This is a genomic window from Streptomyces sp. NPDC005820, from assembly GCF_040630255.1.
Lineage (GTDB): Bacteria > Actinomycetota > Actinomycetes > Streptomycetales > Streptomycetaceae > Streptomyces.
In genome coordinates this window covers 20,880-45,247 of the sequence record NZ_JBEXXE010000004.1, presented here as the reverse complement: position 1 = coordinate 45,247, position 24,368 = coordinate 20,880, and the positions used below count along the sequence as shown (strand labels likewise).

General features: G+C 67.9%; 36 protein-coding genes. 33 read left to right on the top strand and 3 right to left on the bottom strand.

The window, feature by feature from the left end; all coding sequences use genetic code 11:
- Positions 1-118: 118 nt before the first annotated feature.
- The gene (locus ABZ464_RS06015) at positions 119-2,137 is read right to left on the bottom strand and encodes a hypothetical protein (protein WP_359271550.1); all 2,019 of its coding nucleotides are present in this window, start codon (positions 2,135-2,137) and stop codon (positions 119-121) included.
- A gap of 474 nt (positions 2,138-2,611) precedes the next feature.
- Here ABZ464_RS06015 and rpsJ point away from each other — a divergent pair, with 474 nt between their 5' ends.
- From rpsJ to truA, 31 genes are all read left to right on the top strand, one after another.
- The gene (rpsJ, locus tag ABZ464_RS06010; protein ID WP_003948644.1) at positions 2,612-2,920 is read left to right on the top strand and encodes a 30S ribosomal protein S10; all 309 of its coding nucleotides are present in this window, start codon (positions 2,612-2,614) and stop codon (positions 2,918-2,920) included.
- Positions 2,921-2,937: 17 nt separating this feature from the next.
- A complete protein-coding gene (gene rplC, locus ABZ464_RS06005) occupies positions 2,938-3,582 on the top strand; it encodes a 50S ribosomal protein L3 (RefSeq protein WP_020135811.1) in 645 nt (214 codons plus the stop codon).
- Between the two features lie 8 nt (positions 3,583-3,590).
- Positions 3,591-4,244 carry a 50S ribosomal protein L4 gene (gene rplD, locus ABZ464_RS06000; RefSeq protein ID WP_055632344.1) on the top strand — a complete coding sequence of 218 codons (654 nt, stop codon included), beginning with the start codon at positions 3,591-3,593 and terminating at the stop codon, positions 4,242-4,244.
- Positions 4,244-4,663, top strand: coding sequence for a 50S ribosomal protein L23 (gene rplW / locus ABZ464_RS05995; RefSeq protein ID WP_359271548.1), 420 nt, complete (start codon positions 4,244-4,246; stop codon positions 4,661-4,663). Before rplD ends, rplW begins: the two co-directional genes overlap by 1 nt.
- 38 nt (positions 4,664-4,701) lie before the next feature.
- Positions 4,702-5,538 (top strand): 50S ribosomal protein L2, encoded by an 837-nt coding sequence (gene rplB, locus ABZ464_RS05990; RefSeq protein ID WP_030039757.1) that lies wholly within the window; start codon positions 4,702-4,704, stop codon positions 5,536-5,538.
- Positions 5,539-5,550: 12 nt separating this feature from the next.
- Complete coding sequence (gene rpsS / locus ABZ464_RS05985) at positions 5,551-5,832, top strand: 30S ribosomal protein S19 (RefSeq protein WP_003992359.1); 282 nt, start codon at positions 5,551-5,553, stop codon at positions 5,830-5,832.
- Between the two features lie 44 nt (positions 5,833-5,876).
- Positions 5,877-6,224, top strand: a complete 348-nt coding sequence (rplV, locus tag ABZ464_RS05980; RefSeq protein ID WP_307128872.1) for a 50S ribosomal protein L22 — start codon at positions 5,877-5,879, stop codon at positions 6,222-6,224.
- A complete protein-coding gene (gene rpsC / locus ABZ464_RS05975; RefSeq protein WP_359271545.1) occupies positions 6,224-7,057 on the top strand; it encodes a 30S ribosomal protein S3 in 834 nt (277 codons plus the stop codon). The genes rplV and rpsC overlap by 1 nt, the downstream gene beginning before the upstream one ends.
- 5 nt (positions 7,058-7,062) lie before the next feature.
- Positions 7,063-7,482 carry a 50S ribosomal protein L16 gene (rplP, locus tag ABZ464_RS05970; RefSeq protein ID WP_030788270.1) on the top strand — a complete coding sequence of 140 codons (420 nt, stop codon included), beginning with the start codon at positions 7,063-7,065 and terminating at the stop codon, positions 7,480-7,482.
- Positions 7,482-7,706, top strand: coding sequence for a 50S ribosomal protein L29 (gene rpmC / locus ABZ464_RS05965; protein ID WP_280878457.1), 225 nt, complete (start codon positions 7,482-7,484; stop codon positions 7,704-7,706). The genes rplP and rpmC overlap by 1 nt, the downstream gene beginning before the upstream one ends.
- Positions 7,706-7,993: a 30S ribosomal protein S17 gene (rpsQ, locus tag ABZ464_RS05960; protein ID WP_003992363.1), complete on the top strand. Its 288-nt coding sequence runs from the start codon at positions 7,706-7,708 to the stop codon at positions 7,991-7,993. The genes rpmC and rpsQ overlap by 1 nt, the downstream gene beginning before the upstream one ends.
- Before the next feature lie 98 nt (positions 7,994-8,091).
- A complete protein-coding gene (gene rplN / locus ABZ464_RS05955) occupies positions 8,092-8,460 on the top strand; it encodes a 50S ribosomal protein L14 (protein WP_003998823.1) in 369 nt (122 codons plus the stop codon).
- 2 nt (positions 8,461-8,462) lie between these two features.
- Complete coding sequence (rplX, locus tag ABZ464_RS05950; RefSeq protein WP_030039760.1) at positions 8,463-8,786, top strand: 50S ribosomal protein L24; 324 nt, start codon at positions 8,463-8,465, stop codon at positions 8,784-8,786.
- Positions 8,786-9,343, top strand: coding sequence for a 50S ribosomal protein L5 (rplE, locus tag ABZ464_RS05945; protein ID WP_359271541.1), 558 nt, complete (start codon positions 8,786-8,788; stop codon positions 9,341-9,343). Before rplX ends, rplE begins: the two co-directional genes overlap by 1 nt.
- Positions 9,344-9,348: 5 nt before the next feature.
- Positions 9,349-9,534: a type Z 30S ribosomal protein S14 gene (locus ABZ464_RS05940; RefSeq protein WP_003956452.1), complete on the top strand. Its 186-nt coding sequence runs from the start codon at positions 9,349-9,351 to the stop codon at positions 9,532-9,534.
- Positions 9,535-9,748: 214 nt separating this feature from the next.
- Positions 9,749-10,147, top strand: coding sequence for a 30S ribosomal protein S8 (gene rpsH / locus ABZ464_RS05935; protein ID WP_358990596.1), 399 nt, complete (start codon positions 9,749-9,751; stop codon positions 10,145-10,147).
- Between the two features lie 24 nt (positions 10,148-10,171).
- Positions 10,172-10,711, top strand: coding sequence for a 50S ribosomal protein L6 (gene rplF / locus ABZ464_RS05930; protein ID WP_358990599.1), 540 nt, complete (start codon positions 10,172-10,174; stop codon positions 10,709-10,711).
- A 3-nt stretch (positions 10,712-10,714) separates the two neighbouring features.
- The gene (gene rplR / locus ABZ464_RS05925) at positions 10,715-11,098 is read left to right on the top strand and encodes a 50S ribosomal protein L18 (RefSeq protein WP_055632352.1); all 384 of its coding nucleotides are present in this window, start codon (positions 10,715-10,717) and stop codon (positions 11,096-11,098) included.
- A gap of 39 nt (positions 11,099-11,137) precedes the next feature.
- The gene (rpsE, locus tag ABZ464_RS05920) at positions 11,138-11,743 is read left to right on the top strand and encodes a 30S ribosomal protein S5 (protein ID WP_359271538.1); all 606 of its coding nucleotides are present in this window, start codon (positions 11,138-11,140) and stop codon (positions 11,741-11,743) included.
- The gene (gene rpmD / locus ABZ464_RS05915; RefSeq protein ID WP_055632353.1) at positions 11,743-11,925 is read left to right on the top strand and encodes a 50S ribosomal protein L30; all 183 of its coding nucleotides are present in this window, start codon (positions 11,743-11,745) and stop codon (positions 11,923-11,925) included. Before rpsE ends, rpmD begins: the two co-directional genes overlap by 1 nt.
- 2 nt (positions 11,926-11,927) lie before the next feature.
- Positions 11,928-12,383 carry a 50S ribosomal protein L15 gene (gene rplO / locus ABZ464_RS05910; RefSeq protein ID WP_003974249.1) on the top strand — a complete coding sequence of 152 codons (456 nt, stop codon included), beginning with the start codon at positions 11,928-11,930 and terminating at the stop codon, positions 12,381-12,383.
- A 259-nt stretch (positions 12,384-12,642) separates the two neighbouring features.
- Positions 12,643-13,956, top strand: coding sequence for a preprotein translocase subunit SecY (gene secY / locus ABZ464_RS05905; RefSeq protein ID WP_359271535.1), 1,314 nt, complete (start codon positions 12,643-12,645; stop codon positions 13,954-13,956).
- A complete protein-coding gene (locus ABZ464_RS05900; protein WP_359271532.1) occupies positions 13,956-14,618 on the top strand; it encodes an adenylate kinase in 663 nt (220 codons plus the stop codon). The genes secY and ABZ464_RS05900 overlap by 1 nt, the downstream gene beginning before the upstream one ends.
- Positions 14,619-14,773: 155 nt before the next feature.
- On the top strand, positions 14,774-15,610 hold the full coding sequence (gene map / locus ABZ464_RS05895; RefSeq protein WP_359271529.1) for a type I methionyl aminopeptidase: 837 nt from the start codon (positions 14,774-14,776) through the stop codon (positions 15,608-15,610).
- Positions 15,611-15,792: 182 nt separating this feature from the next.
- Entirely contained in the window at positions 15,793-16,014 is a 222-nt protein-coding gene (gene infA / locus ABZ464_RS05890) for a translation initiation factor IF-1 (RefSeq protein ID WP_003948620.1), read from the top strand.
- Positions 16,015-16,076: 62 nt separating this feature from the next.
- The gene (gene rpmJ, locus ABZ464_RS05885; RefSeq protein ID WP_004984509.1) at positions 16,077-16,190 is read left to right on the top strand and encodes a 50S ribosomal protein L36; all 114 of its coding nucleotides are present in this window, start codon (positions 16,077-16,079) and stop codon (positions 16,188-16,190) included.
- A 202-nt stretch (positions 16,191-16,392) separates the two neighbouring features.
- Positions 16,393-16,773, top strand: coding sequence for a 30S ribosomal protein S13 (gene rpsM, locus ABZ464_RS05880; protein ID WP_055632357.1), 381 nt, complete (start codon positions 16,393-16,395; stop codon positions 16,771-16,773).
- A gap of 66 nt (positions 16,774-16,839) precedes the next feature.
- Positions 16,840-17,244 (top strand): 30S ribosomal protein S11, encoded by a 405-nt coding sequence (gene rpsK, locus ABZ464_RS05875; protein WP_010354218.1) that lies wholly within the window; start codon positions 16,840-16,842, stop codon positions 17,242-17,244.
- Between the two features lie 119 nt (positions 17,245-17,363).
- Complete coding sequence (locus tag ABZ464_RS05870; protein WP_003966937.1) at positions 17,364-18,386, top strand: DNA-directed RNA polymerase subunit alpha; 1,023 nt, start codon at positions 17,364-17,366, stop codon at positions 18,384-18,386.
- Between the two features lie 95 nt (positions 18,387-18,481).
- Entirely contained in the window at positions 18,482-18,985 is a 504-nt protein-coding gene (gene rplQ, locus ABZ464_RS05865; RefSeq protein WP_359271526.1) for a 50S ribosomal protein L17, read from the top strand.
- Between the two features lie 128 nt (positions 18,986-19,113).
- Positions 19,114-19,968 carry a tRNA pseudouridine(38-40) synthase TruA gene (gene truA, locus ABZ464_RS05860; RefSeq protein WP_359271523.1) on the top strand — a complete coding sequence of 285 codons (855 nt, stop codon included), beginning with the start codon at positions 19,114-19,116 and terminating at the stop codon, positions 19,966-19,968.
- A gap of 66 nt (positions 19,969-20,034) precedes the next feature.
- On the opposite strand, the gene ABZ464_RS05855 is transcribed toward truA, so the two are convergent.
- Together ABZ464_RS05855 and ABZ464_RS05850 are read right to left on the bottom strand one after the other, a co-directional pair.
- Positions 20,035-22,044, bottom strand: coding sequence for a glycosyl hydrolase family 28-related protein (locus ABZ464_RS05855; RefSeq protein ID WP_359271521.1), 2,010 nt, complete (start codon positions 22,042-22,044; stop codon positions 20,035-20,037).
- Between the two features lie 95 nt (positions 22,045-22,139).
- Entirely contained in the window at positions 22,140-23,015 is an 876-nt protein-coding gene (locus tag ABZ464_RS05850; protein WP_359271518.1) for a hypothetical protein, read from the bottom strand.
- A gap of 319 nt (positions 23,016-23,334) precedes the next feature.
- On the opposite strand from ABZ464_RS05850, the gene rplM reads away from it, so the two are divergent.
- The gene (gene rplM / locus ABZ464_RS05845) at positions 23,335-23,778 is read left to right on the top strand and encodes a 50S ribosomal protein L13 (RefSeq protein ID WP_189718044.1); all 444 of its coding nucleotides are present in this window, start codon (positions 23,335-23,337) and stop codon (positions 23,776-23,778) included.
- Between the two features lie 47 nt (positions 23,779-23,825).
- On the top strand, positions 23,826-24,347 hold the full coding sequence (rpsI, locus tag ABZ464_RS05840; RefSeq protein ID WP_359271515.1) for a 30S ribosomal protein S9: 522 nt from the start codon (positions 23,826-23,828) through the stop codon (positions 24,345-24,347).
- Positions 24,348-24,368: the final 21 nt, after the last annotated feature.

Here is a 24,368-nt window from a genome sequence, read left to right as displayed (position 1 = left end):
TCCGGCGGCACCGGCGCCCTGAAGGCCACGGTCACCGCCTGAGTCGACGGCCCCTTCCGTTGCGCGACCACGGGCGCGGCCGACGCCATCGACGTGCGCTGACGGGCTCCGGCACCGCTCACACGGGCGTCGGGGTCCGCTCCGGACGCGGGGCCGGGACGGCCGGCTCGGGGGCGACCGGGCGGCGGGTGTCGTGCGCGGCGACCGCCGCCCGCACCCGCCGCAGCAGGGCACCCCGCCCCGTGCCCAGCTCGGGAGCGCGCCCGCCGGGGGCGTCCGCGAGGGCGGCCTCGATCGCGAGGCGCGTCCGCGCGGGGTCACGGCGGTAGCGGACGCCCGAGACGCCGGAGCGATTGCCCACCCGCATCAACGTGGTGTCCTCGCCCAGGTGTCGGACGTGCTCCAGCTTCGAGAAGAGCCATTCGCGCCGCTTCCTGCCGCAGAACAGCACCCGCTGCGCGGTGATCACCAGCGTCCCCGAGTCGCGGACGTCGACCCCCTGGCCGGTGGCGTCGGGCTGCACCAGGTCCGCGTCGGTCACCCACCACACCGACTCGTCCCGCCTGCGCCTGCCCCACTCGGCGAGCCAGCGCCCGGAGGACTCCTCCTCTTCCCCCAACTCCGCCGCGAACTCGGCGAGTTCGACGAGCCGCTCCCGCTCCTGCTCCCAGTCGCGCAGCAGGCCCTCGTAGGCCGCGGCCGCCCGCGCGGCCCGGCGCGCCTCCCGGGCCGGACGGCCGCGGCGGTGGACCCACGCGGCCCCCACCAGGAGGAGGAGCAGGAGGACGGCCTTCAGCAGCAGGGCGAGCCAGTCACCGGCCGTCCAGCGGTCGTCCACGGCGACGGTGAGCCGCCGGGAGGTCGTGTTGCCGTACGCGTCCTCGGCGACGACCGTGACCGTGTAGCTGCCCGGCTCCAGGGCCCGGGTCACGGAGCCCGGCTTCCCGGTGGAGGTGAAGGCCTTGCGGGCGGCGGCCGAGCCGTAGGCCACCCGCACCTCGGCGCCGGCCTCGGTGGTGACCGCCAGGGCCAGCTCCCCGTGGGAGGCGCGCTCGCCGTCGGAGACGACCTTCAGCGCGGGGGCGACCGTGTCGACGGTCAGGGCCTCGCCCGTGGCGCGGCCGGTGCGCCCGTAGGTGTCGGTGACGGTGACGACGGGGGCCGGGTGGTGCCCGTCCGTCAGCCGCAGGTCCACCGTGGCCAGGCCCCCGTCGTCCGCGGTGAAGGCGTGCGCCGTGCCGTCGTCGGCGGTGAGGGTGCCCTTGGCGTGCGGGGGAGCGGTGATCGTGTACCGGACGTCGCCCGAGCCGCGCCGGTGCTCGGCGCCGATCCGGGGGGCCAGCTCGGCCAGCTCCACGTGGAGCTTCCGCTCCGCCCGGCCGACGTTGCCCGTCTCGTCCGTCACCGTCAGCCGGACCGTGTAGTCGCCGTCCGGGAGGGTGAGCAGGGTGTCCGCGCCGTCCCCGACGGTGCCGGTGAACGCCTCCTCGCGGCCGACGACGGTGAGCTCGTACGCCGCTCCGTCCTCCGAGGTGAAGGCCACCGCGGAGCTCGCGGTCGCCGCGTCGGCCGCGCCCACGGTGAAGCCGCTGACCGCCGGTGCCTCCGCGTCCACCTCCAGCGTGAACGCGTCGACCGGGTCACTGGTGTTCTCGGCGGCGTCGGTCGTCGTGACGGTGTAGGTGTGCGAGCCGCTCTCGGCGGTGAAGGCGACGGTCTGGGCGCCGCCGGTCGCGGTGGCCTTCGCGACGACCTCGCCCGGGTCGCCGTACTCGTCGGTCTCGGCGACCTCGATGCGGGACCCCCGCTCCGCCGTGACGGTCAGGCCGACCTTGCCGCCCCGGCCCGCGTGCGGCCGTACGACCTTCGGGCGGCGCGGCGCGGTGACGTCCAGGGACGCGGACGACGACGTACCGCTCTCGCCCGACCCACCGCAGTAGGTGTCATAACCGAGATCGCCGCAGACGTACGAATTCGTGTCCGACGGGCACGAGTGCCAGCGGTGGCAGCCGTCCCGGTGGGCCTGGGCGGGCACCGGCACGAGGGCCAGCAGCAGGGTCGCCGCACCGGCGACCACGGCGGCCCGCGCGGCCCGTCTGCGGGTTCTCCGCGAGGGTGATGTCGAGGTCGATGTCATGATCCAGCCCCCCTGGTCAGAATGTGAGGGGAGTGTAAGGACATCGCCGGGGCTGTCGGCCCGCTTGGTTTGACCTGCGTCACGCTCGGGGTATTCTCTCCGGCTCGATTGGCGGAGGCCCTGCCCCGTATGGCAGACTAGCGGGGTTGCTCGGTCGAGTGTTGATGCTGTGCGCCTCCCGCCGGGAGGACCGGAAGCGAGTCCCACAGTACTCGTCGCCCTAACTGCCTCACGGCAGCGCTGGGGCGGACGTACGGGAATCTTTCGGGAAGCGCGGTGCGGCAGCGGCCAGGCGCCCGGTGGGCCTTTCGCCCCCGGCCTGCGGTACCGGAAGGGCCGTGTGCATTCCCGTAGGGATGTTCGAACAAGGGACATTTTTGTCAGCGGGAGCGCGACACGCCCGACCGCGTGGGTCGGAGGAAAGGGAAGCCGGCGGGCTCCAGAGCGAAGAAGACAAAGGACTACTGAGTAGCCATGGCGGGACAGAAGATCCGCATCCGGCTCAAGGCCTACGACCACGAGGTCATCGACTCCTCGGCGAAGAAGATCGTCGAGACGGTGACCCGCACTGGTGCGTCGGTCGCGGGCCCGGTGCCGCTGCCCACTGAGAAGAACGTGTACTGCGTCATCAAGTCGCCGCACAAGTACAAGGACTCGCGCGAGCACTTCGAGATGCGCACGCACAAGCGCCTGATCGACATCCTCGACCCGACGCCCAAGACCGTTGACTCTCTGATGCGACTCGACCTCCCGGCCGGTGTCGACATCGAGATCAAGCTCTAGGGGCCGGTGATCTGAGAATGGCTAAGCAGATCAAGGGCATCCTGGGCGAGAAGCTCGGCATGACGCAGGTGTGGGACGAGAACAACCGCGTTGTTCCGGTCACCGTCGTCAAGGCCGGCCCCAACGTCGTGACCCAGGTCCGTACGAACGACGTCGACGGCTACGAGTCCGTCCAGATCGCGTTCGGCGAGATCGACCCGCGCAAGGTGAACAAGCCCCTCAAGGGCCACTTCGCCAAGGCCGACGTCACTCCCCGCCGCCACCTCGTCGAGATCCGTACCGCTGACGCCAGCGAGTACACCCTCGGCCAGGAGATCACCGCCGAGGTGTTCGAGGCCGGCATCAAGGTCGACGTGACCGGCAAGAGCAAGGGCAAGGGCTTCGCCGGTGTCATGAAGCGTCACAACTTCAAGGGCCTCGGCGCCGGTCACGGCACCCAGCGCAAGCACCGCTCGCCCGGTTCCATCGGTGGCTGCGCCACCCCGGGCCGCGTGTTCAAGGGCCTCCGCATGGCGGGTCGCATGGGCAACGAGCGTGTCACCACCCAGAACCTGACCGTCCACGCCGTTGACGCGGAGAAGGGTCTGCTGCTCATCAAGGGCGCCGTCCCCGGTCCGAACGGCGGCCTCGTCCTGGTCCGCACCGCGGCCAAGGGGGCCTGAGGTAACCGATGAGCACTGTTGACATCCTTTCGCCTGCCGGCGAGAAGACCGGTAGCGTCGAGCTCCCCGCGGAGATCTTCGGCGTGGAGAAGGTCAGCATCCCGCTGATCCACCAGGTCGTCGTCGCGCAGAACGCGGCTGCCCGCCAGGGCACGCACAAGACCAAGACCCGTGGCGAAGTCCGTGGTGGTGGCAAGAAGCCTTACCGCCAGAAGGGCACCGGCCGCGCCCGTCAGGGCTCGACCCGCGCGCCGCAGTTCGCCGGCGGTGGCGTCGTGCACGGCCCCCAGCCGCGTGACTACTCGCAGCGGACCCCCAAGAAGATGAAGGCTGCCGCCCTGCGTCACGCCCTCACCGACCGGGCCCGCCACAACCGCATCCACGTCGTCACCGGCGTGGTCGACGGCGACATCTCCACCAAGGCCGCGAAGACGCTGTTCGGCAAGATCAGCGAGCGCAAGAACCTGCTGCTCGTCGTCGAGCGCAGCGACGAGGCCGCGTGGCTGTCCGCCCGCAACCTGCCCCAGGTGCACATCCTGGAGCCGGGCCAGCTGAACACGTACGACGTGATCGTCTCGGACGACGTGGTCTTCACCCAGGCCGCTCTCGAGTCCTTCGTCGCCGGCCCGAAGGCCAACGACACCGAAGGGACTGAGGTCTGATGGCCACCCGTCACCCCTCCATCGCCTCGAAGGCCGCCAAGGCCGCGAAGGCCGCGCGCGTCGCCAAGGCGCGCCGCCACGAGGCCGAGGGCAAGAACACCGTCGTCACCGCGCCCAGCAAGGCGTACACGGACCCCCGTGACGTGCTGCTGAAGCCGGTCGTGTCGGAGAAGAGCTACGCGCTCCTCGACGAGAACAAGTACACGTTCATCGTCGACCCGAACGCCAACAAGACCCAGATCAAGCAGGCCGTCCAGGCGGTCTTCTCGGTCAAGGTCACCGGGGTCAACACGATCAACCGCATCGGCAAGCGCAAGCGCACCAAGACCGGCTTCGGTCAGCGCGCCGCCACCAAGCGCGCGATCGTGACCCTTGCCGAGGGCGACCGTATCGACATCTTCGGCGGTCCGACCGCGTAAGCGGGTCGGATCGTCCGATATCGGACGAGGACTGAAAAATGGGAATCCGCAAGTACAAGCCGACTACGCCGGGCCGTCGTGGCTCCAGCGTCGCCGACTTCGTCGAGGTCACGCGGTCCACGCCGGAGAAGTCGCTGGTCCGCCCCCTGCACAGCAAGGGCGGCCGTAACAACGCCGGTCGTGTGACCGTTCGCCACCAGGGTGGCGGACACAAGCGCGCCTACCGCGTGATCGACTTCCGTCGTCACGACAAGGACGGCGTGCCGGCGAAGGTCGCGCACATCGAGTACGACCCCAACCGCACCGCGCGCATCGCGCTGCTGCACTACGCCGACGGCGAGAAGCGCTACATCCTCGCCCCGCGCAACCTGCAGCAGGGTGACCGCGTCGAGAACGGTCCCGGGGCCGACATCAAGCCGGGCAACAACCTGGCGCTCCGCAACATCCCGGTCGGTACCACGATCCACGCGATCGAGATCCGTCCCGGTGGCGGCGCCAAGTTCGCCCGCTCCGCCGGTGCCTCGGTGCAGCTGCTCGCGAAGGAGGGCACCATGGCCCACCTCCGCATGCCTTCCGGTGAGATCCGCCTGGTCGACCAGCGCTGCCGCGCCACGGTCGGCGAGGTCGGCAACGCCGAGCAGAGCAACATCAACTGGGGCAAGGCCGGCCGCAAGCGCTGGCTGGGCGTCCGTCCGACCGTTCGCGGTGTGGCGATGAACCCGGTTGACCACCCGCACGGTGGTGGTGAGGGCAAGACCTCCGGTGGTCGCCACCCGGTCTCGCCGTGGGGTCAGAAGGAGGGTCGTACTCGTTCGCCGAAGAAGGCTTCGAACAAGTACATCGTCCGCCGCCGCAAGACGAACAAGAAGCGCTAGGAGCGGGTTTAGATGCCGCGCAGTCTCAAGAAGGGGCCCTTCGTCGACGACCACCTGATCAAGAAGGTGGACGCCCAGAACGAAGCAGGCACCAAGAACGTCATCAAGACCTGGTCCCGTCGCTCCATGATCGTGCCGGCCATGCTCGGCCACACGCTCGCGGTGCACAACGGCAAGACCCACATCCCGGTGTTCGTCACCGAGTCGATGGTCGGTCACAAGCTCGGCGAGTTCTCGCCGACGCGTACCTTCCGGGGTCACGTCAAGGACGACCGGAAGTCGAAGCGCCGCTAGTAGCGGATCGCATTCAGACACGTAAGTAACTGAGAGGGACAACCATGGAAGCCAGGGCCCAGGCGCGGTACATCCGCGTCACGCCCATGAAGGCCCGCCGCGTGGTGGACCTGATCCGTGGCATGGACGCCACGGAGGCTCAGGCTGTTCTGCGATTCGCTCCGCAGGCAGCCTCCGTGCCCGTCGGCAAGGTGCTCGACAGCGCCATCGCCAACGCCGCGCACAACTACGACCACACGGACGCCACCTCGCTGGTCATCAGCGAGGCGTACGTCGACGAGGGCCCGACCCTGAAGCGGTTCCGGCCGCGCGCCCAGGGCCGTGCCTACCGGATCCGCAAGCGGACCAGCCACATCACCGTGGTCGTCAGCAGCAAGGAAGGGACCCGGTAATGGGCCAGAAGGTTAACCCGCATGGGTTCCGGCTCGGTATCACCACGGACTTCAAGTCCCGCTGGTACGCCGACAAGTCGTACAAGGAGTACGTCGGGGAAGACGTCGCCATCCGTCGGATGATGACGTCCGGCATGGAGCGCGCCGGCATCTCGAAGGTGGAGATCGAGCGCACCCGTGACCGTGTCCGCGTCGACATCCACACCGCCCGGCCGGGCATCGTCATCGGCCGTCGCGGCGCGGAGGCCGACCGTATCCGCGGCGACCTGGAGAAGCTGACCAAGAAGCAGGTCCAGCTCAACATCCTCGAGGTCAAGAGCCCCGAGACGGACGCTCAGCTGGTGGCCCAGGCCGTCGCCGAGCAGCTCTCCTCCCGTGTCTCCTTCCGTCGCGCCATGCGTAAGAGCATGCAGGGCACGATGAAGGCCGGCGCCAAGGGCATCAAGATCCAGTGCGGTGGCCGTCTCGGCGGCGCCGAGATGTCCCGCTCGGAGTTCTACCGCGAGGGCCGTGTGCCCCTGCACACGCTCCGCGCGAACGTGGACTACGGCTTCTTCGAGGCCAAGACGACCTTCGGCCGCATCGGTGTGAAGGTCTGGATCTACAAGGGCGACGTCAAGAACATCGCCGAGGTCCGCGCCGAGAACGCCGCTGCCCGCGCCGGCAACCGCCCGGCCCGTGGCGGCGCCGACCGTCCCGCCGGCCGTGGTGGCCGCGGTGGCGAGCGTGGCGGTCGCGGTCGTAAGCCGCAGCAGGCTCCCGCTGCCGAGGCCCCCAAGGCCGAGGCTCCGGCGGCTGCCGCTCCGGCTGAGAGCACCGGAACGGAGGCCTGACCGACATGCTGATCCCCCGTAGGGTCAAGCACCGCAAGCAGCACCACCCGAAGCGTCGCGGTGAGGCCAAGGGCGGTACGACGGTCGCGTTCGGCGAGTACGGCATCCAGGCCCTCACGCCGGCGTACGTGACCAACCGCCAGATCGAGGCGGCCCGTATCGCGATGACCCGCCACATCAAGCGTGGCGGCAAGGTCTGGATCAACATCTACCCGGACCGTCCCCTCACCAAGAAGCCTGCCGAGACCCGCATGGGTTCCGGTAAGGGTTCTCCGGAGTGGTGGATCGCGAACGTGCACCCGGGCCGGGTCATGTTCGAGCTGTCCTACCCCAACGAGAAGATCGCCCGTGAGGCCCTGACTCGCGCAGCCCACAAGCTGCCGATGAAGTGCCGGATCGTCAAGCGCGAGGCAGGTGAAGCGTGATGTCGGTCGGTACCAAGGCGTCCGAGCTGCGCGAACTGGGTGACGAGGAGCTGCTCAACAAGCTCCGCGAAGCCAAGGAAGAGCTGTTCAACCTCCGCTTCCAGGCGGCGACGGGTCAGCTCGAGAACCACGGTCGGCTCAAGGCCGTCCGTAAGGACATCGCGCGGATCTACACCCTGATGCGTGAGCGCGAGCTGGGCATCGAGACGGTGGAGAGCGCCTGATGAGTGAGAGCAACGTGACTGAGCAGACTGCAGAAGCCCGCGGCTTCCGCAAGACCCGTGAGGGTCTCGTCGTCAGCGACAAGATGGACAAGACCGTCGTCGTCGCCGTCGAGGACCGCGTCAAGCACGCGCTGTACGGCAAGGTCATCCGCCGTACGAACAAGCTCAAGGCGCACGACGAGCAGAACGCCGCGGGTGTCGGCGACCGCGTCCTCCTGATGGAGACCCGGCCGCTGTCCGCGACGAAGCGCTGGCGCGTCGTCGAGATCCTCGAGAAGGCCAAGTAATCTCCTGCGGGCATCCCCGCAGGACAGTTCCGCCAGGCTCGGCAGGGGTTCCGTAACAGAACCCCTGCCGGGAACCGGCAGACAAACAGGAGATAGACGTGATCCAGCAGGAGTCGCGACTGCGTGTCGCCGACAACACTGGTGCGAAGGAGATCCTTTGCATCCGTGTGCTCGGTGGCTCCGGTCGCCGCTACGCGGGCATCGGTGACGTCATCGTCGCCACCGTCAAGGACGCGATCCCCGGTGGCAACGTGAAGAAGGGTGACGTCGTCAAGGCGGTCATCGTTCGCACCGTCAAGGAGCGCCGCCGTCCGGACGGCTCGTACATCCGCTTCGACGAGAACGCCGCCGTCATTCTGAAGAACGACGGCGACCCTCGCGGCACCCGCATCTTCGGCCCGGTCGGCCGTGAGCTGCGCGAGAAGAAGTTCATGAAGATCATCTCGCTCGCGCCGGAGGTGCTGTAAGCATGAAGATCAAGAAGGGCGACCTGGTCCAGGTCATCACCGGTAAGGACAAGGGCAAGCAGGGCAAGGTCATCGCGGCCTTCCCCCGCGAGGACCGCGTCCTGGTCGAGGGTGTCAACCGGGTCAAGAAGCACACCAAGGCCGGCCCGACCGCCAAGGGCTCGCAGGCCGGTGGCATCGTCACGACCGAGGCCCCGATCCACGTCTCCAACGTCCAGCTGGTCGTGGAGAAGGACGGCAACAAGGTCGTCACGCGTGTCGGTTACCGCTTCGACGACGAGGGCAACAAGATCCGCGTTGCCAAGCGGACGGGTGAGGACATCTGATGGCTACCACCACCACTCCGCGTCTCAAGACGAAGTACCGCGAGGAGATCGCGGGCAAGCTGCGTGACGAGTTCAAGTACGAGAACGTCATGCAGATCCCCGGCCTCGTCAAGATCGTGGTCAACATGGGTGTCGGCGACGCCGCCCGTGACTCGAAGCTGATCGAGGGCGCGATCCGCGACCTGACCCAGATCACCGGTCAGAAGCCGGCCGTCACCAAGGCCCGCAAGTCCATCGCGCAGTTCAAGCTGCGTGAGGGTCAGCCGATCGGTGCCCACGTCACGCTTCGTGGCGACCGCATGTGGGAGTTCCTGGACCGCACCCTGTCGCTCGCGCTGCCGCGCATCCGCGACTTCCGTGGTCTGTCCCCCAAGCAGTTCGACGGCCGTGGCAACTACACCTTCGGTCTCACGGAGCAGGTCATGTTCCACGAGATCGACCAGGACAAGATCGACCGTACCCGGGGTATGGACATCACCGTGGTCACCACGGCGACCAACGACGCTGAGGGCCGCGCCCTCCTTCGTCACCTCGGCTTCCCCTTCAAGGAGGCGTGAGCGAGATGGCGAAGAAGGCTCTGATCGCTAAGGCTGCTCGCAAGCCCAAGTTCGGTGTGCGCGCGTACACCCGCTGCCAGCGCTGCGGCCGTCCGCACTCCGTGTACCGCAAGTTCGGCCTCTGCCGCGTGTGCCTTCGTGAGATGGCTCACCGTGGCGAGCTGCCGGGCGTGACCAAGAGCTCCTGGTAATCCCCTTATTTAGGGGTTCCAGAGGCTCTCGGTAAGCAATGGGCGTGTCAGGCGCCCACCTCTTCATGGCTTAGGCTTGGAGGGTTGGGCGCCTGACGGTCGCCCGTACGACTTACTACGCCGTAGGTCCACCGCGCCGCACCCGTCCCGTCTCGGATCGGGGAGAGGGATGGCGCACCAGGAAACCCCGGCGAGAGAGGCCACAGGCCAATTCATGACCATGACTGATCCGATCGCAGACATGCTGACGCGTCTGCGGAACGCGAACTCGGCGTACCACGACTCCGTGACGATGCCGGCGTCCAAGATCAAGTCTCACATCGCGGAGATCCTCCAGCAGGAGGGCTTCATCACCGGCTGGAGCGTCGAGGACGCCGAGGTCGGCAAGAACCTCACCCTCGAGCTGAAGTTCGGCCCGAACCGTGAGCGCTCCATCGCGGGCATCAAGCGGATCTCCAAGCCCGGTCTCCGGGTGTACGCGAAGTCCACCTCCCTGCCGAAGGTGCTGGGCGGCCTCGGCGTGGCGATCATCTCCACGTCGCACGGGCTCCTCACCGACAAGCAGGCCGGCAAGAAGGGCGTGGGTGGGGAAGTCCTCGCCTACGTCTGGTAGCAGAAGGGAACGGAGGAAACAGCTATGTCGCGCATCGGCAAGCTCCCCATCGCGGTTCCCGCCGGCGTGGACGTCACCATCGACGGCCGGACCGTGTCGGTCAAGGGCCCCAAGGGTTCGCTGACTCACACCGTCGTGGCTCCGATCGACATCGCCAAGGGCGAGGACGGCACTCTCCAGGTGACCCGCCCCAACGACGAGCGTCAGAGCAAGGCCCTGCACGGCCTGTCCCGCACGCTGGTGGCGAACATGATCACCGGCGTGACCCAGGGTTACGTGAAGAAGCTCGAGATCAGCGGTGTCGGTTACCGCGTGACCGCCAAGGGCTCGAACCTCGAGTTCGCGCTCGGTTACAGCCACCCGATCCTGGTCGAGGCCCCCGAGGGCATCACCTTCAAGGTCGAGGCTCCGACCCGTTTCTCGGTCGAGGGCATCGACAAGCAGAAGGTCGGCGAGGTCGCGGCCAACATCCGCAAGCTGCGCAAGCCCGACCCGTACAAGGCCAAGGGCGTCAAGTACGAGGGCGAAGTCATCCGCCGCAAGGTCGGAAAGGCGGGTAAGTAAGCCATGGCATACGGGCAGAAGATCCTGAAGGGCGACGCCTACAAGCGCGCCGCGATCAAGCGCCGTCACATCCGGATCCGCAAGCGGATCTCCGGTACGGCGGAGCGTCCCCGTCTGGTCGTTACCCGCTCGAACCGCCACATCGTGGCCCAGGTGATCGACGACATCAAGGGTCACACCCTGGCGTCGGCGTCCACCCTGGACACGTCGGTCCGCGGCGGCGAGGGCGACAAGTCCGCGCAGGCCAAGCAGGTCGGCGCCCTGGTCGCCGAGCGTGCCAAGGCCGCCGGTGTCGAGGCTGTCGTATTCGACCGTGGTGGCAACCAGTACGCCGGGCGCATCGCCGCCCTGGCGGACGCCGCCCGCGAAGCCGGGCTCAAGTTCTGAGCCTGCCGTAGCTAGCGGAAACAGAGAGAGGTAATTCCAATGGCTGGACCCCAGCGCCGCGGTGGCGGTGCCGGTGGCGGCGAGCGGCGGGACCGGAAGGGCCGTGACGGCGGCGCTGCTGCCGCCGAGAAGACCGCGTACGTTGAGCGCGTTGTCGCGATCAACCGCGTCGCCAAGGTTGTGAAGGGTGGTCGTCGCTTCAGCTTCACCGCGCTGGTCGTGGTGGGCGACGGTGACGGCACCGTGGGTGTCGGTTACGGCAAGGCCAAGGAGGTGCCGGCCGCCATCGCCAAGGGCGTTGAGGAGGCCAAGAAGCACTTCTTCAAGGTCCCCCGTATCCAGGGCACCATCCCGCACCCGATCACGGGTGAGAAGGCTGCCGGCGTCGTGCTGCTCAAGCCCGCGTCCCCCGGTACCGGCGTTATCGCCGGTGGTCCGGTGCGCGCCGTGCTCGAGTGCGCCGGTATCCACGACGTGCTGTCGAAGTCGCTCGGCTCGTCCAACGCGATCAACATCGTGCACGCGACCGTGGAGGCCCTCAAGGGCCTGCAGCGTCCCGAGGAGATCGCGGCCCGCCGCGGTCTGCCGCTCGAGGACGTCGCCCCCGCGGCTCTGCTTCGTGCGCGTGCCGGGGCGGGTGTGTAATGGCCCGCCTCAAGATCACGCAGACGAAGTCGTACATCGGCAGCAAGCAGAACCACCGTGAGACCCTGCGTTCGCTCGGGCTGAAGCGCCTGAACGATGTGGTCGTCAAGGAGGACCGCCCCGAGTTCCGCGGCATGGTGCACACCGTCCGCCACCTCGTGACGGTCGAGGAGGTCGACTGATCATGGCGGAGAACAACCCGCTCAAGATCCACAACCTCCGTCCCGCCCCGGGCGCCAAGACCGCCAAGACCCGTGTCGGTCGTGGTGAGGCGTCGAAGGGTAAGACGGCCGGTCGTGGTACCAAGGGCACGAAGGCCCGTTACCAGGTTCCGGAGCGCTTCGAGGGTGGCCAGATGCCGCTCCACATGCGTCTCCCGAAGCTGAAGGGCTTCAAGAACCCGTTCAAGACCGAGTTCCAGGTCGTGAACCTCGACAAGCTGGCCGCGCTGTACCCGGAGGGTGGCGAGGTCACCGTCGAGGGTCTCGTCGCCAAGGGTGCCGTTCGCAAGAACAGCCTCGTCAAGGTGCTCGGCCAGGGCGAGATCTCCGTGGCGCTGCAGGTGACGGTCGACGCCGTCTCCGGCTCCGCCAAGGAGAAGATCACCGCCGCCGGCGGTACCGTCACCGAGCTCGTCTGACCACATCAGGCGTCTCGATGACTTGAGCGATCCCGACCGGGGATACCCCACAAATGGGGTATCCCCGGTTGGTCGTTCCTAGGGCGGCTGTGTCGCGGGTAAGGTGACCAGCACTGCCCACTTTTCACAAGGTTCTCCCAAGGGGGCACCTTGAGCGGCAGTCGGCCGTTACTCATGTCGTTGTCGTTTGTCGTTGTTCTTATTCGACCTTCAAGACCGTCACCCTTGACGCAGATGCGCGGGGGTCGCAGGAGGCACCGTGCTCACCGCGTTCGCCCGGGCGTTCAGGACGCCCGACCTGCGCAAGAAGCTGCTCTTCACGCTCGCCATCATCGTGGTCTACCGGGTCGGTACGCACATTCCGATCCCCGGCGTGGACTACACGTCCGTTCAGCGCTGCGTCGACGAGGCGTCCGGCAACCAGGGCCTGTTCGGTCTGGTGAACATGTTCAGCGGCGGTGCGCTGCTGCAGATCACGGTCTTCGCCCTCGGCATCATGCCGTACATCACGGCGAGCATCATTCTTCAGCTGCTGACCGTGGTCATCCCGCGCCTGGAAGCCCTCAAGAAGGAGGGCTCGGCCGGTACGGCGAAGATCACGCAGTACACGCGTTACCTGACCGTGGCGCTGGCCATCCTCCAGGGCACCGGCCTGGTGGCCACCGCCCGCAGCGGCGCCCTCTTCTCCGGCTGCACCGTCGCCAGCCAGATCGTCCCGGACCGTGCGATCTTCACCACCGTCACCATGGTGATCTGCATGACCGCCGGTACGGCCGTCGTCATGTGGCTCGGTGAGCTCATCACCGACCGCGGCATCGGCAACGGCATGTCGATCCTGATGTTCATCTCGATCGCCGCGACCTTCCCCTCCGCGCTGTGGTCCATCAAGAAGTCGGGCACCCTGGCCGACGGCTGGATCGAGTTCGGCACGGTCATCGCGGTCGGCCTGGTGATGGTCGCCCTGGTCGTCTTCGTCGAGCAGGCCCAGCGTCGGATCCCCGTGCAGTACGCCAAGCGCATGATCGGCCGCCGGTCCTACGGCGGTACCTCGACGTACATCCCGCTCAAGGTGAACCAGGCCGGTGTGATCCCGGTCATCTTCGCCTCGTCGCTGCTCTACATCCCGGCCCTCGTCGCTCAGTTCTCCAGCGGGACCTCCAGCTGGAAGACCTGGATCGAGACGAACCTGACCAAGGGTGACCACCCGATCTACATCAGCGTGTACTTCCTGCTGATCGTTTTCTTCGCCTTCTTCTATGTCGCGATCTCCTTCAACCCCGAGGAAGTCGCCGACAACATGAAGAAGTATGGTGGCTTCATCCCGGGCATCCGGGCTGGCCGACCGACCGCTGAGTACCTGTCCTACGTGCTCAACCGGATCACCTGGCCGGGTTCGCTGTATCTGGGCCTGATCGCTCTCGTCCCGACGATGGCGTTGGTTGGTTTCAATGCAAACCAGAACTTCCCGTTCGGCGGGACCAGCATCCTGATCATCGTGGGTGTCGGACTCGAGACGGTGAAGCAGATCGAGAGCCAGCTCCAGCAGCGCAATTACGAAGGGTTCCTCCGCTGATGCGAATCGTCCTCGTTGGGCCGCCGGGCGCCGGCAAGGGAACGCAGGCCGCGTTCCTGGCCAAGAACCTGTCGATCCCGCACATCTCCACGGGCGACCTGTTCCGCGCCAACATCAGCCGGCAGACGGAGCTCGGAAAGCTCGCGAAGTCCTACATGGACGCGGGCAACCTGGTGCCGGACGAGGTCACGATCGGCATGGCCAAGGACCGCATGGAGCAGCCGGACGCCGAGGGCGGTTTCCTGCTGGACGGCTTCCCCCGCAACGTGTCCCAGGCCGAGGCGCTCGACGAGGTGCTCCAGGCCGAGAGCATGAAGCTGGACGCGGTCCTGGACCTCGAGGTCCCGGAGGAAGAGGTCGTCAAGCGGATCGCCGGGCGGCGGATCTGCCGCAAGGACTCCAGTCACGTCTTCCACGTCACGTACAGCGCGCCGCAGCAGGAGGGCGTCTGCGACGTCTGCGGCGGCGAGCTGTACCAGCGGGACGACGACTCCGAGGAGACCGTCCGCAAGCGGCTCGAGGTCTACCACACTCAGACCGAACCGATCATCGACTACTACAAGGCGCAGGGGCTGGTCGTCACCATCTCCGCGCTGGGCAAGGTCGAAGAGGTCACGGGGCGCGCCATGGGCGCGCTGCAGCGTGACGAGGACGGTCGGTAGAGCCGTTCGAAGTCTCCGGGAAGCCCCCGTCGTCCACCTGGGACGACGGGGGCTTCTCCGTGTCGGGCGGGATGCCACGGCCGTCTCGGCGTACGTCTGTGCGTACGCGTATCCTGGAGCGCCGCGATACCAGTGGCCAGGAGGCGCAACCCATCATGGTGCAGATCAAGACCCCCGAGCAGATCGCGAAGATGCGGGCGGCGGGGTTGGTCGTCGCCGCCATCCACGCGGCGACGCGGGAAGCGGCGGTGCCGGGGGCGACCACCAAGGACCTGGACGAGGTGGCGCGCAAGGTGCTCGCCGAGCACGGGGCGAAGTCGAACTTCCTCGGATACGGCGGTTTCCCCGCGACGATCTGCACCTCGGCGAACGACGTGGTCGTGCATGGCATCCCGTCCGACGAGGTGGTCCTCAAGGACGGCGACATCATCTCGATCGACTGCGGCGCGATCGTGGACGGCTGGCACGGCGACGCGGCGTACACCGCGTTTGTGGGCTCCGGTCACGCCCCGGAGCTGATCGAGCTCTCCCGGGTGACGGAGGAGTCGATGTGGGCCGGCATCGCCGCGATGAAGCTCGGCAACCGGCTCGTCGACGTCTCCCGCGCCATCGAGACGTACATCCGCCGTCAGCCCAAGCCGGGTGGCGGCCGCTACGGCATCATCGAGGACTACGGCGGCCACGGCATCGGCACCGAGATGCACATGGACCCGCATCTGCTGAACTACGTCGACCGGCGCCGCGGCAAGGGACCCAAGCTGGTGCCCGGCTTCTGCCTCGCGATCGAGCCGATGGTGTCCCTGGGCACGCCCCGCACCGAGGTCCTCGAGGACGACTGGACGGTCATCACGACCGACGGCACGTGGTCCTCGCACTGGGAGCACTCCGTCGCCCTGACGGAGGAGGGCCCGCTGGTGCTCACCGCCCCGGACGGCGGCAAGGCAAAGCTGGCCGAGCACGGGGTCGTGGCCGCGCCGGATCCGTTGGGGTGAGGGTGTCGGGTGGCTGTCCTTTGCGGATGTTTGAAGCTTACGGATCTTTCGGGTGGGGCAGACTCTCTCGATTCGTGTTTCTCGGGGCGCTGACGTAGACTGACTCGTCGGCTCTCGTGTACCCGCATGTCCGCATGCAAGCACACAGAGTCGATCAAGGTAGTCGATTCGAAGGGCGAAGCGTGGCCAAGAAGCAAGGTGCCATCGAGATCGAGGGCACTGTCGTCGAGTCTCTGCCGAACGCCATGTTCAAGGTCGAGCTCCAGAACGGCCACCAGGTCCTGGCACACATCAGCGGCAAGATGCGTATGCACTACATCCGCATCCTCCCTGACGACCGGGTCGTGGTGGAGCTGTCTCCGTACGACCTGACGCGTGGCCGGATCGTCTACCGGTACAAGTAGATCTTGCCCACGTCCCGCGTGAGCGGGGCTGCCGGCAACTGACCCGGAGAACCTCACATCCCATGAAGGTCAAGCCGAGCGTCAAGAAGATCTGCGACAAGTGCAGGGTGATCCGCCGTCACGGTCGGGTCATGATCATTTGCGAGAACCCGCGCCACAAGCAGCGCCAGGGCTGATCGCAGCCGATCTCACCCTCTGCATCGAAATCGCAGAGACTTCGCGCGACGCGAGCTGAATATGTTCATACGCAGGACCCAGGCGGGGGTTTTCTCTTGCCTGACACCCCCGGTTCGGAGGCCGGGGACTCAGTTCGTACCTGGTACGGCGGCTGGGATCCGGTTCTGTGGAAGACCTCCGAAGATCACCAGGAGCCATTGAATGGCACGCGTTTCCGGTGTTGACATCCCGCGCGACAAGCGCGTGGAGGTCGCCCTCACCTACGTGTTCGGCATCGGCCGGACCCTCTCGCAGGAGACGCTGGCTGCGACCGGCGTCGACCCGAACACCCGTGTTCGCGATCTGACCGAAGAGCAGCTGGTCGCCATCCGCGAGTACGTGGACAACAACATCAAGACCGAGGGTGACCTCCGTCGTGAGATCCAGGCCGACATCCGCCGCAAGGTCGAGATCGGCTGCTACCAGGGTCTCCGTCACCGTCGTGGTCTGCCCGTCCGCGGTCAGCGCACCAGCACGAACGCTCGTACCCGCAAGGGCCCGCGTCGCGCCATCGCCGGCAAGAAGAAGCCGGGCAAGAAGTAGTCCGCAGCGGACTCGCCGTCCAGCGGTCTTCGCTGTAGGACCGACCACCTCCCGTAGGAGTAATAGATGCCCCCCAAGGGTCGTCAGGGCGCTGCCAAGAAGGTGCGCCGCAAGGAAAAGAAGAACGTCGCCCACGGCCAGGCGCACATCAAGAGCACGTTCAACAACACGATCGTGTCCATCACGGACCCGGCCGGCAACGTGATCTCCTGGGCCTCCGCCGGCCACGTCGGCTTCAAGGGCTCGCGCAAGTCCACGCCGTTCGCCGCGCAGATGGCCGCCGAGTCGGCTGCCCGTCGCGCGCAGGAGCACGGCATGCGCAAGGTCGACGTCTTCGTCAAGGGCCCGGGCGCCGGTCGTGAGACCGCGATCCGTTCCCTGCAGGCCACGGGCCTCGAGGTCGGCTCCATCCAGGACGTCACCCCGACCCCGCACAACGGCTGCCGTCCGCCGAAGCGTCGCCGCGTCTGACGCACGGTTGTTTTCAGGCTACGGGCGGTACGGCTCCCTCAACGGGTCGTATCGCCCGTACCCTTGCAGTACAGAGTCGGGCGTCAAATAGCGGGCGCCCCTGACTGAAGGAACACAACATGCTGATCGCTCAGCGTCCCTCGTTGACCGAAGAGGTCGTCGACGAGTTCCGCTCCCGGTTCGTGATCGAGCCGCTGGAGCCGGGCTTCGGCTACACCCTCGGCAACTCCCTGCGCCGTACGCTCCTGTCGTCGATCCCGGGTGCGGCGGTCACGTCGATCCGTATCGACGGTGTCCTGCACGAGTTCACCACCGTGCCGGGCGTCAAGGAGGACGTCACCGACCTGATCCTCAACATCAAGCAGCTGGTCGTGTCCTCCGAGCACGACGAGCCCGTGGTGATGTACCTGCGCAAGCAGGGCCCGGGTCTGGTCACCGCCGCCGACATCGCGCCCCCGGCCGGTGTCGAGGTGCACAACCCCGACCTCGTCCTCGCCACGCTCAACGGCAAGGGCAAGCTGGAGATGGAGCTGACGGTCGAGCGCGGCCGCGGTTATGTCTCCGCCGTGCAGAACAAGCAGGTGGGCCAGGAGATCGGCCGGATCCCGGTCGACTCGATCTACTCGCCGGTTCTGAAGGTCACGTACAAGGTTGAGGCCACCCGTGTCGAGCAGCGCACCGACTTCGACAAGCTGATCGTCGACGTCGAGACCAAGCAGGCGATGCGTCCCCGTGACGCCATGGCCTCCGCCGGTAAGACCCTGGTCGAGCTGTTCGGTCTCGCCCGCGAGCTGAACATCGACGCCGAGGGCATCGACATGGGTCCGTCCCCGACGGACGCGGCGCTGGCGGCCGATCTCGCGCTTCCGATCGAGGAGCTCGAGCTCACCGTCCGTTCCTACAACTGCCTCAAGCGCGAGGGCATCCACTCCGTGGGTGAGCTCGTCGCCCGTTCCGAGGCGGACCTCCTCGACATCCGCAACTTCGGTGCGAAGTCGATCGACGAGGTCAAGGCGAAGCTGGCCGGCATGGGCCTGGCCCTGAAGGACAGCCCGCCCGGATTCGACCCCACGGCCGCCGCCGACGCCTTCGGCGCCGACGACGACGCGGACGCGGGTTTCGTGGAGACCGAGCAGTACTGATCAGTACGTGATCGGTCGTTGCCGGTGAGCATCCGCTCATCGGGTTCCTGACCCCGGTACCTGACACGGCCGGGGCAGACACACAGGAGAAGAAGATGCCGAAGCCCACCAAGGGTGCCCGTCTGGGCGGCAGTGCCGCGCACGAGAAGCTGCTCCTCGCGAACCTCGCGAAGGCGCTCTTCGAGCACGGCCGTATCACCACCACCGAGGCGAAGGCCCGTCGGCTGCGGCCGTACGCCGAGCGTCTGGTGACCAAGGCGAAGAAGGGCGACCTTCACAACCGCCGTCAGGTGCTCCAGGTCATCACGGACAAGAGCGTCGTCCACACGCTCTTCACCGAGATCGGCCCGCGCTACGAGAACCGCCCGGGTGGCTACACCCGTATCACCAAGATCGGTAACCGCCGTGGCGACAACGCGCCCATGGCTGTCATCGAGCTGGTCGAGGCGCTGACCGTGGCGCAGCAGGCGACCGGTGAGGCCGAGGCCGCGACGAAGCGTGCGGTCAAGGAGGCCGAGGAGGCCAAGGTCGAGGAGACCAAGGCCGACGAGGTCGTCGAGGACGCCGCGCCGGAGTCCGAGGAGTCGAAGGAGGCGTAAGCCGTCCTTGGGCTGCCGGTCCGTTATGGCTGGTCGCGCAGTTCCCCGCACCCCTCTGGGGCGCGTCAGTGGGTCCGTTCCTTTCGAGGGACGGGCCCGCTTTTTTGTGTTGCTGAGAGGATCTCTGTGTGAGTGACGAAGTGCAGCCCGGTTACGTCCGTGTCCGTCTTGATCTGTCCTACGACGGGAGCGAGTTCTCCGGGTGGGCCAAGCAGGCCGGGGGGCGGCGGACCGTGCAGGGGGAGATCGAGGACGCCCTGCGGACCGTCACGCGGTCCCGGGAGACCTATGAGCTGACCGTGGCCGGGCGGACCGATGCCGGGGTGCACGCGCGGGGGCAGGTGGCTCATGTCGATCTGCCGGAGGGGGTCTGGCGTGAGCATCACGAGAAGCTGCTGAAGCGGCTTGCCGGACGGCTGCCGAGGGATGTGCGGGTGTGGGCGCTCAGGGAGGCCCCCCATGGCTTCAACGCCCGGTTCTCGGCCGTCTGGCGGCGGTACGCGTACCGGGTGACGGACAATCCGGGGGGCGTGGACCCGCTGCTGCGGAACCATGTGCTCTGGCACGACTGGCCGCTAGACGTCGACGCCATGAACGAGGCCGCTCGGCGGCTGCTCGGGGAGCATGACTTCGCCGCCTACTGCAAGCGGCGGGAGGGGGCCACCACGATTCGGACCCTTCAGGAGCTGAGTCTGGTGAAGGGCGATGACGGGATCATCACGGCGACCGTGCGGGCCGATGCGTTCTGTCACAACATGGTGCGGTCGCTCATCGGGGCGCTGTTGTTCGTGGGGGACGGGCATCGGGGGGCCGAGTGGCCGGGGAAGGTGCTGGCCGCGGGGGTGCGGGATTCTGCCGTGCATGTGGTGCGGCCGCACGGGCTGACGTTGGAGGAGGTGGGGTATCCGGCCGACGAGTTGCTCGCTGCGCGGAGCAAGGAGGCGCGGAACAAGAGGGTTTTGCCGTCTGCCGGGTGCTGTTGAGTTTTCGGTGCGGGGCCGTTGGGGCTGGTCGCGCAGTTCCTCGCGCCCCTTTGGGGGCGCTGTGGTTTACGCCGGTTCCATGATCAGCCAGGCCACCGTGGAGGCGTCCCCGGCCATACCCTTCACGGTGAACGACGTGCCAGGGGTGCGGGAGGCGACGTAGGCCACGCCTGAGGGGGTCCCGGCGGGGGACTGGACGGTCAGGAAGATGCGGCTGGCGGCGGTGACGGCGGTGGTGGGGACCGTCACCGGGGTCGTGCCGTTCAGGGTGACCGTGCCCATCTTGGCGTTGCTGCCCTCCTTGACCTTGATGCCCTTTCCGGCCCGTCCCACGACGAGGTCGGCGTCGGCGGTGCCGATCTGGGCGGTGCCGAGGCGGCCCCAGCTGGTGTCCCGGGCCGTGCCGTCGCCGGGGCCGAAGGTCTGGGTGCCGTCGATCTCCATCGCGAAGCGGTTGACGGAGTCGCCGCTCACCCGGGACTGGAAGGCGCGGGCGGCCGGGTCGGCGCCGGTGACCGCGTAGCCCCGGCCGGCCGACCGGTGCTGGACGAGGTGGACGCCGGGGCCGGCGCCGGCGTTGACCGTCACCCCGGGGGTGGTGAGGGAGACGCGGCCGCTGGTGCGGCTGACGGTGAGGGGGGTGTCGAGGACGGTGCCGTCGTCGGCGTGCCGGACCAGGGCGAAGTCGGAGCCGTCGCCGGTGCCGGACTCGGCGGCGTCCGTGGCGCGCAGGGTCCACCGGCGGGCCTTGCCGCGGGACCAGAACTCCAGGTCACGGCGGGTTCCGGCGGCCCCGGAGATCATGTGGACGTCATGTGTGTCCCACTCGACGCCGGTGGCCCGGTGGGTGCCGGAGATCACGCCGCTGTGGCGGACGACGACCGCTCCGAGGTCCTGGAAGGGGGCCGTCGTGCCGAGGTACTCGCCGCCGATCACCGAGACGTTGCTCACGGGGTTCAGGGCGGAGGTGGTGATGCCGTACGCGGGGGAGGGGACGTCGGCGGTGTCGGTCGTGTCGTCGGCGCGGCCGGTGGAGGTGGAGCAGCCGGTGAGGACGACGCCCTCGGCGGCCTCGCCGGTGACGGTGAAGCCGGAGTAGGGGATGAGGGAGGTCGCGCTCTCCCTGCCGTCCTGCCGGGCGAGGCAGCCGAGGAGCTGGAGGAAGCGGCCGCCGGCGGAGGTGGCGAGGTGGAAGCCGTCCCGGCCGTTGCGGTCGGTGGTGCAGCCGATCATCACCATCGCGTGGTTGACGCCGGTGATGTGGTAGCCGTGCCGGGTGTTCGCCTCCGAGCGGCAGTCGACCATGGTGACGGCGTCGGGGTTGAGGATGTCGTAGCCGTGTCCCCGGTTGCCCTGGGCGTGGCACTGGAACAGGTCGGCGTCGACCAGGCCGCCGCCGGTGCCCGCCGCGTCGCCCCAGGTGAAGCCGTGGCCGTCGTTGCCGACGGCGTGGACCTGGCTGAGCTGGAAGGCGGTGGCGTTCTGGGCGTTGAGGCCGTGGCCGGTGAAGCGCCAGACGGTCACCTGGTCCATGCCGATGTCCTGGACGCCGGGGGTGATCCGGATGCCGTCGATCGCGGTGCCGGTGGTGTCCTTCTGGCCGCGGCCGTCGAGGGCCAGGCCGTACAGGCGCGGGCCGCCGCCGTACGCCGGGTCGTGGGACGTCCCCCGTGCCGGGGCGGGGTCGACGACGATCAGGGCCTCGCCGGTGAAGGAGCCGGTGCCGGGGTGCAGGGAGGAGGCGGTCATGCCGGTGCGGGCCGGGAGGCGCGGGTTCCAGTCGCCGCGCAGGGTGACGCCCAGCGTGAGGCGGAGCGGGGAGGCGAGCCGGTAGGCGCCGGGCGGGAGGTAGACCGTGCCGCCCTGGCCGGCTTCGTCGATCGCCTTCTGGATGGCGGGCGCGTCGTCGGTCTTGTCGTCGCCGAGGGCCCCGTACGCCGTGTCCTTCACGTTCAGCCAGCCCGCGCCGGTGTCGGCGGCGGAGGCCCTCTGGGCGATGACGACCGAGGTGGCGAGGGCGGCGCCGGTGAGACCGGCGGCGCCGGCGAGGAGGCTGCGGCGGGTCGTGGCGCTCATGGCGTGGTCCCCCCAGGGATCCGTGACCGGATGATCAGATGATCACTTGGGGGGAGTGTCGCACGTCCGTTTGGCCCGTTTGACGGCCGGCCGGGTCAGCCCTCGGCCGCCGCCGAGGCCTGGGCCTGGCCGCGGCGGTTGATCTGCTGGAAGGCGAAGTCGGCGAGGTCGTCACCCATGGTGAAGACCGCCGTGTCCTTCGTGGTCACGTCCTTGCCGTTGGTGAAGCCCGAGATCGTGAAGTAGGCGTACCGGCCGTAGGAGTTGGTCGTCGAGCGGCAGATCGCGGCGTTGCAGAAGGCCTTCACGCCCTTGCCGGTGAGCGCCTTGACGATGCTCTTGCTGTCGGCCTGGCTCTTGACCTTCAGGGCCTGCGCCTCGGTGTCGAAGACGGCCACACCGACGGTCACCGCGGCATCGCCCTTGGTGTACGTCACCCGCATCAGCCGTGTGCAGCCGTTGGCGGCGAGGACCTTGGGCAACGTGCCCTGGACGCCCGTGGCGCAGTCGGTGCTGTCGGCCGTCGGGCCCTTCTTGTAGACGTTGGAGCCCATGGTCAGCTGGGTTCCGGGGAACATCAGCTCCGGGCTGTTCTCCGCCTTGTCCTTGGCCTTGCTGGAGACGAACTCCTTGGGGTTCAGCGCCGGCGGCGCGCTGGTCGGCGCGAAGGACGGGGTGCCGGACGCGCTCGGCAGGCCGGCGGTGGCGGGCAGCGAGGACGTGGGCCGGTTGGCCTCGTCGCTCCCGCCCGTGTTCACCACGGCCATCGTCACGGCGGCACCGACGCCGACCGTGGCCAGCGCGCCCCCCACTATGAAGAACACCTTGCGGCGCCTGTTGCGCTTCTCGGACGCGTCCGCGAGTGCGGCCCAGTCCGGGGACGGGCCGTCACTGCCGCCGGTCCACGGCTGCTGGGAGTTCGGTTTCCACGGATCCCACTGGGACTGAGGTCCCCCCTGCCCATAGCTCATGGGCCGCATCTTAGACGCCGGGACACGCCGTTGTTCCGCCCCAACTGCCTTTGAAACCTTCTCACCCGGAGATGTCGTGTTTGCCGCGTGACCCTCTCGCCCCGGCCTCGTTTTGACCCCACCCTGGCGACGCGGGTATCCTGCATCTTCGTTGTGTATTGGCTTGCTCATTCTCACGGGACGGGCCCTTACACCGGTCCACCGGGCCGATGACCAGCGACCAGCACGCGGTTTGCGTCACCGCAGTGCAGTCAGGGCTGTCGTGATCGTCTTCGGTGACCTTGTCAGGACCACTCACTCGAAGCGAAGGCTACGAACCGTGCGTACGTACAGCCCCAAGCCCGGCGATGTGACGCGCCAGTGGCACGTCATCGACGCTCAGGACATCGTCCTGGGCCGTCTCGCCAGCACCGCCGCCTCCATCCTGCGCGGCAAGCACAAGCCGATCTACGCCCCTCACGTCGACACCGGTGACTTCGTCATCATCATCAACGCCGACAAGGTGCACCTGTCCGGCAACAAGCGGACCCAGAAGATGGCGTACCGCCACTCCGGCTACCCGGGTGGTCTGCGCTCCGTCCGCTACGACGAGCTGCTGGACAAGAACCCGGAGAAGGCCATCGAGAAGGCCGTCAAGGGCATGCTCCCGAAGAACACGCTGGGCCGTCAGATGCTCTCGAAGCTGAAGGTCTACAAGGGTGACCAGCACCCGCACGGCGCGCAGCAGCCGCAGCCGTTCGAGATCACCCAGGTCGCGCAGTAACACCGGCCGCCAGACCACCCCAAGCCAAGAGAATCTGAGGAATCACCGTGGCCGAGACCACTCCCGAGCAGCCGCTCGAAGAGACCGAGCTCGTCGACATCGACAGCTACACCACTGAGTCCGAGGTGCCCGTCGAGGGCGAGTACACCTCGGAGTCCCTCGCCTCCCGCTTCGGCGACCCGCAGCCGGCCGCCGGCCTGGGCCGTCGCAAGAACGCCATCGCCCGCGTCCGGATCGTCCCGGGCTCCGGCAAGTGGAAGATCAACGGTCGCACCCTCGAGGACTACTTCCCGAACAAGGTGCACCAGCAGGAAGTCAACGAGCCGTTCAAGGTGCTCGAGCTCGAGGGCCGTTACGACATCATCGCCCGCATCGCCGGCGGCGGTGTCTCCGGTCAGGCCGGTGCGCTCCGTCTCGGTGTCGCCCGTGCGCTGAACGAGGCGGACGTCGACAACAACCGCGGCGCGCTCAAGAAGGCCGGCTTCCTGACCCGTGACGACCGCGCGGTCGAGCGGAAGAAGGCCGGTCTGAAGAAGGCCCGCAAGGCTCCGCAGTACAGCAAGCGTTAATCGCTCGCTGCCTGCACACCG

Bases quoted from the DNA above. Each gene is read 5' to 3' on its own strand.
- rplB (WP_030039757.1), top strand. From the start codon at position 4,702: ATGGGAATCCGCAAGTACAAGCCGACTACGCCGGGCCGTCGTGGCTCC.
- rpsE (WP_359271538.1), top strand. From the start codon at position 11,138: ATGGCTGGACCCCAGCGCCGCGGTGGCGGTGCCGGTGGCGGCGAGCGG.
- rpsC (WP_359271545.1), top strand. From the start codon at position 6,224: ATGGGCCAGAAGGTTAACCCGCATGGGTTCCGGCTCGGTATCACCACG.
- ABZ464_RS05850 (WP_359271518.1), bottom strand. From the start codon at position 23,015: ATGAGCTATGGGCAGGGGGGACCTCAGTCCCAGTGGGATCCGTGGAAA.
- rplE (WP_359271541.1), top strand. From the start codon at position 8,786: ATGGCTACCACCACCACTCCGCGTCTCAAGACGAAGTACCGCGAGGAG.
- rplD (WP_055632344.1), top strand. From the start codon at position 3,591: ATGAGCACTGTTGACATCCTTTCGCCTGCCGGCGAGAAGACCGGTAGC.
- rplX (WP_030039760.1), top strand. From the start codon at position 8,463: ATGAAGATCAAGAAGGGCGACCTGGTCCAGGTCATCACCGGTAAGGAC.
- rpsK (WP_010354218.1), top strand. From the start codon at position 16,840: ATGCCCCCCAAGGGTCGTCAGGGCGCTGCCAAGAAGGTGCGCCGCAAG.
- rpmJ (WP_004984509.1), top strand. From the start codon at position 16,077: ATGAAGGTCAAGCCGAGCGTCAAGAAGATCTGCGACAAGTGCAGGGTG.
- ABZ464_RS05855 (WP_359271521.1), bottom strand. From the start codon at position 22,044: ATGAGCGCCACGACCCGCCGCAGCCTCCTCGCCGGCGCCGCCGGTCTC.
- ABZ464_RS06015 (WP_359271550.1), bottom strand. From the start codon at position 2,137: ATGACATCGACCTCGACATCACCCTCGCGGAGAACCCGCAGACGGGCC.
- rplR (WP_055632352.1), top strand. From the start codon at position 10,715: ATGGCATACGGGCAGAAGATCCTGAAGGGCGACGCCTACAAGCGCGCC.
- rpsJ (WP_003948644.1), top strand. From the start codon at position 2,612: ATGGCGGGACAGAAGATCCGCATCCGGCTCAAGGCCTACGACCACGAG.
- rplW (WP_359271548.1), top strand. From the start codon at position 4,244: ATGGCCACCCGTCACCCCTCCATCGCCTCGAAGGCCGCCAAGGCCGCG.
- rplV (WP_307128872.1), top strand. From the start codon at position 5,877: ATGGAAGCCAGGGCCCAGGCGCGGTACATCCGCGTCACGCCCATGAAG.
- rplP (WP_030788270.1), top strand. From the start codon at position 7,063: ATGCTGATCCCCCGTAGGGTCAAGCACCGCAAGCAGCACCACCCGAAG.
- ABZ464_RS05900 (WP_359271532.1), top strand. From the start codon at position 13,956: ATGCGAATCGTCCTCGTTGGGCCGCCGGGCGCCGGCAAGGGAACGCAG.
- rpmD (WP_055632353.1), top strand. From the start codon at position 11,743: ATGGCCCGCCTCAAGATCACGCAGACGAAGTCGTACATCGGCAGCAAG.
- rpsM (WP_055632357.1), top strand. From the start codon at position 16,393: ATGGCACGCGTTTCCGGTGTTGACATCCCGCGCGACAAGCGCGTGGAG.
- rplQ (WP_359271526.1), top strand. From the start codon at position 18,482: ATGCCGAAGCCCACCAAGGGTGCCCGTCTGGGCGGCAGTGCCGCGCAC.
- ABZ464_RS05940 (WP_003956452.1), top strand. From the start codon at position 9,349: ATGGCGAAGAAGGCTCTGATCGCTAAGGCTGCTCGCAAGCCCAAGTTC.
- ABZ464_RS05870 (WP_003966937.1), top strand. From the start codon at position 17,364: ATGCTGATCGCTCAGCGTCCCTCGTTGACCGAAGAGGTCGTCGACGAG.
- rplF (WP_358990599.1), top strand. From the start codon at position 10,172: ATGTCGCGCATCGGCAAGCTCCCCATCGCGGTTCCCGCCGGCGTGGAC.
- rplO (WP_003974249.1), top strand. From the start codon at position 11,928: ATGGCGGAGAACAACCCGCTCAAGATCCACAACCTCCGTCCCGCCCCG.
- rpsS (WP_003992359.1), top strand. From the start codon at position 5,551: ATGCCGCGCAGTCTCAAGAAGGGGCCCTTCGTCGACGACCACCTGATC.
- rplC (WP_020135811.1), top strand. From the start codon at position 2,938: ATGGCTAAGCAGATCAAGGGCATCCTGGGCGAGAAGCTCGGCATGACG.
- map (WP_359271529.1), top strand. From the start codon at position 14,774: ATGGTGCAGATCAAGACCCCCGAGCAGATCGCGAAGATGCGGGCGGCG.
- rpsQ (WP_003992363.1), top strand. From the start codon at position 7,706: ATGAGTGAGAGCAACGTGACTGAGCAGACTGCAGAAGCCCGCGGCTTC.
- rpmC (WP_280878457.1), top strand. From the start codon at position 7,482: ATGTCGGTCGGTACCAAGGCGTCCGAGCTGCGCGAACTGGGTGACGAG.
- rpsH (WP_358990596.1), top strand. From the start codon at position 9,749: ATGACCATGACTGATCCGATCGCAGACATGCTGACGCGTCTGCGGAAC.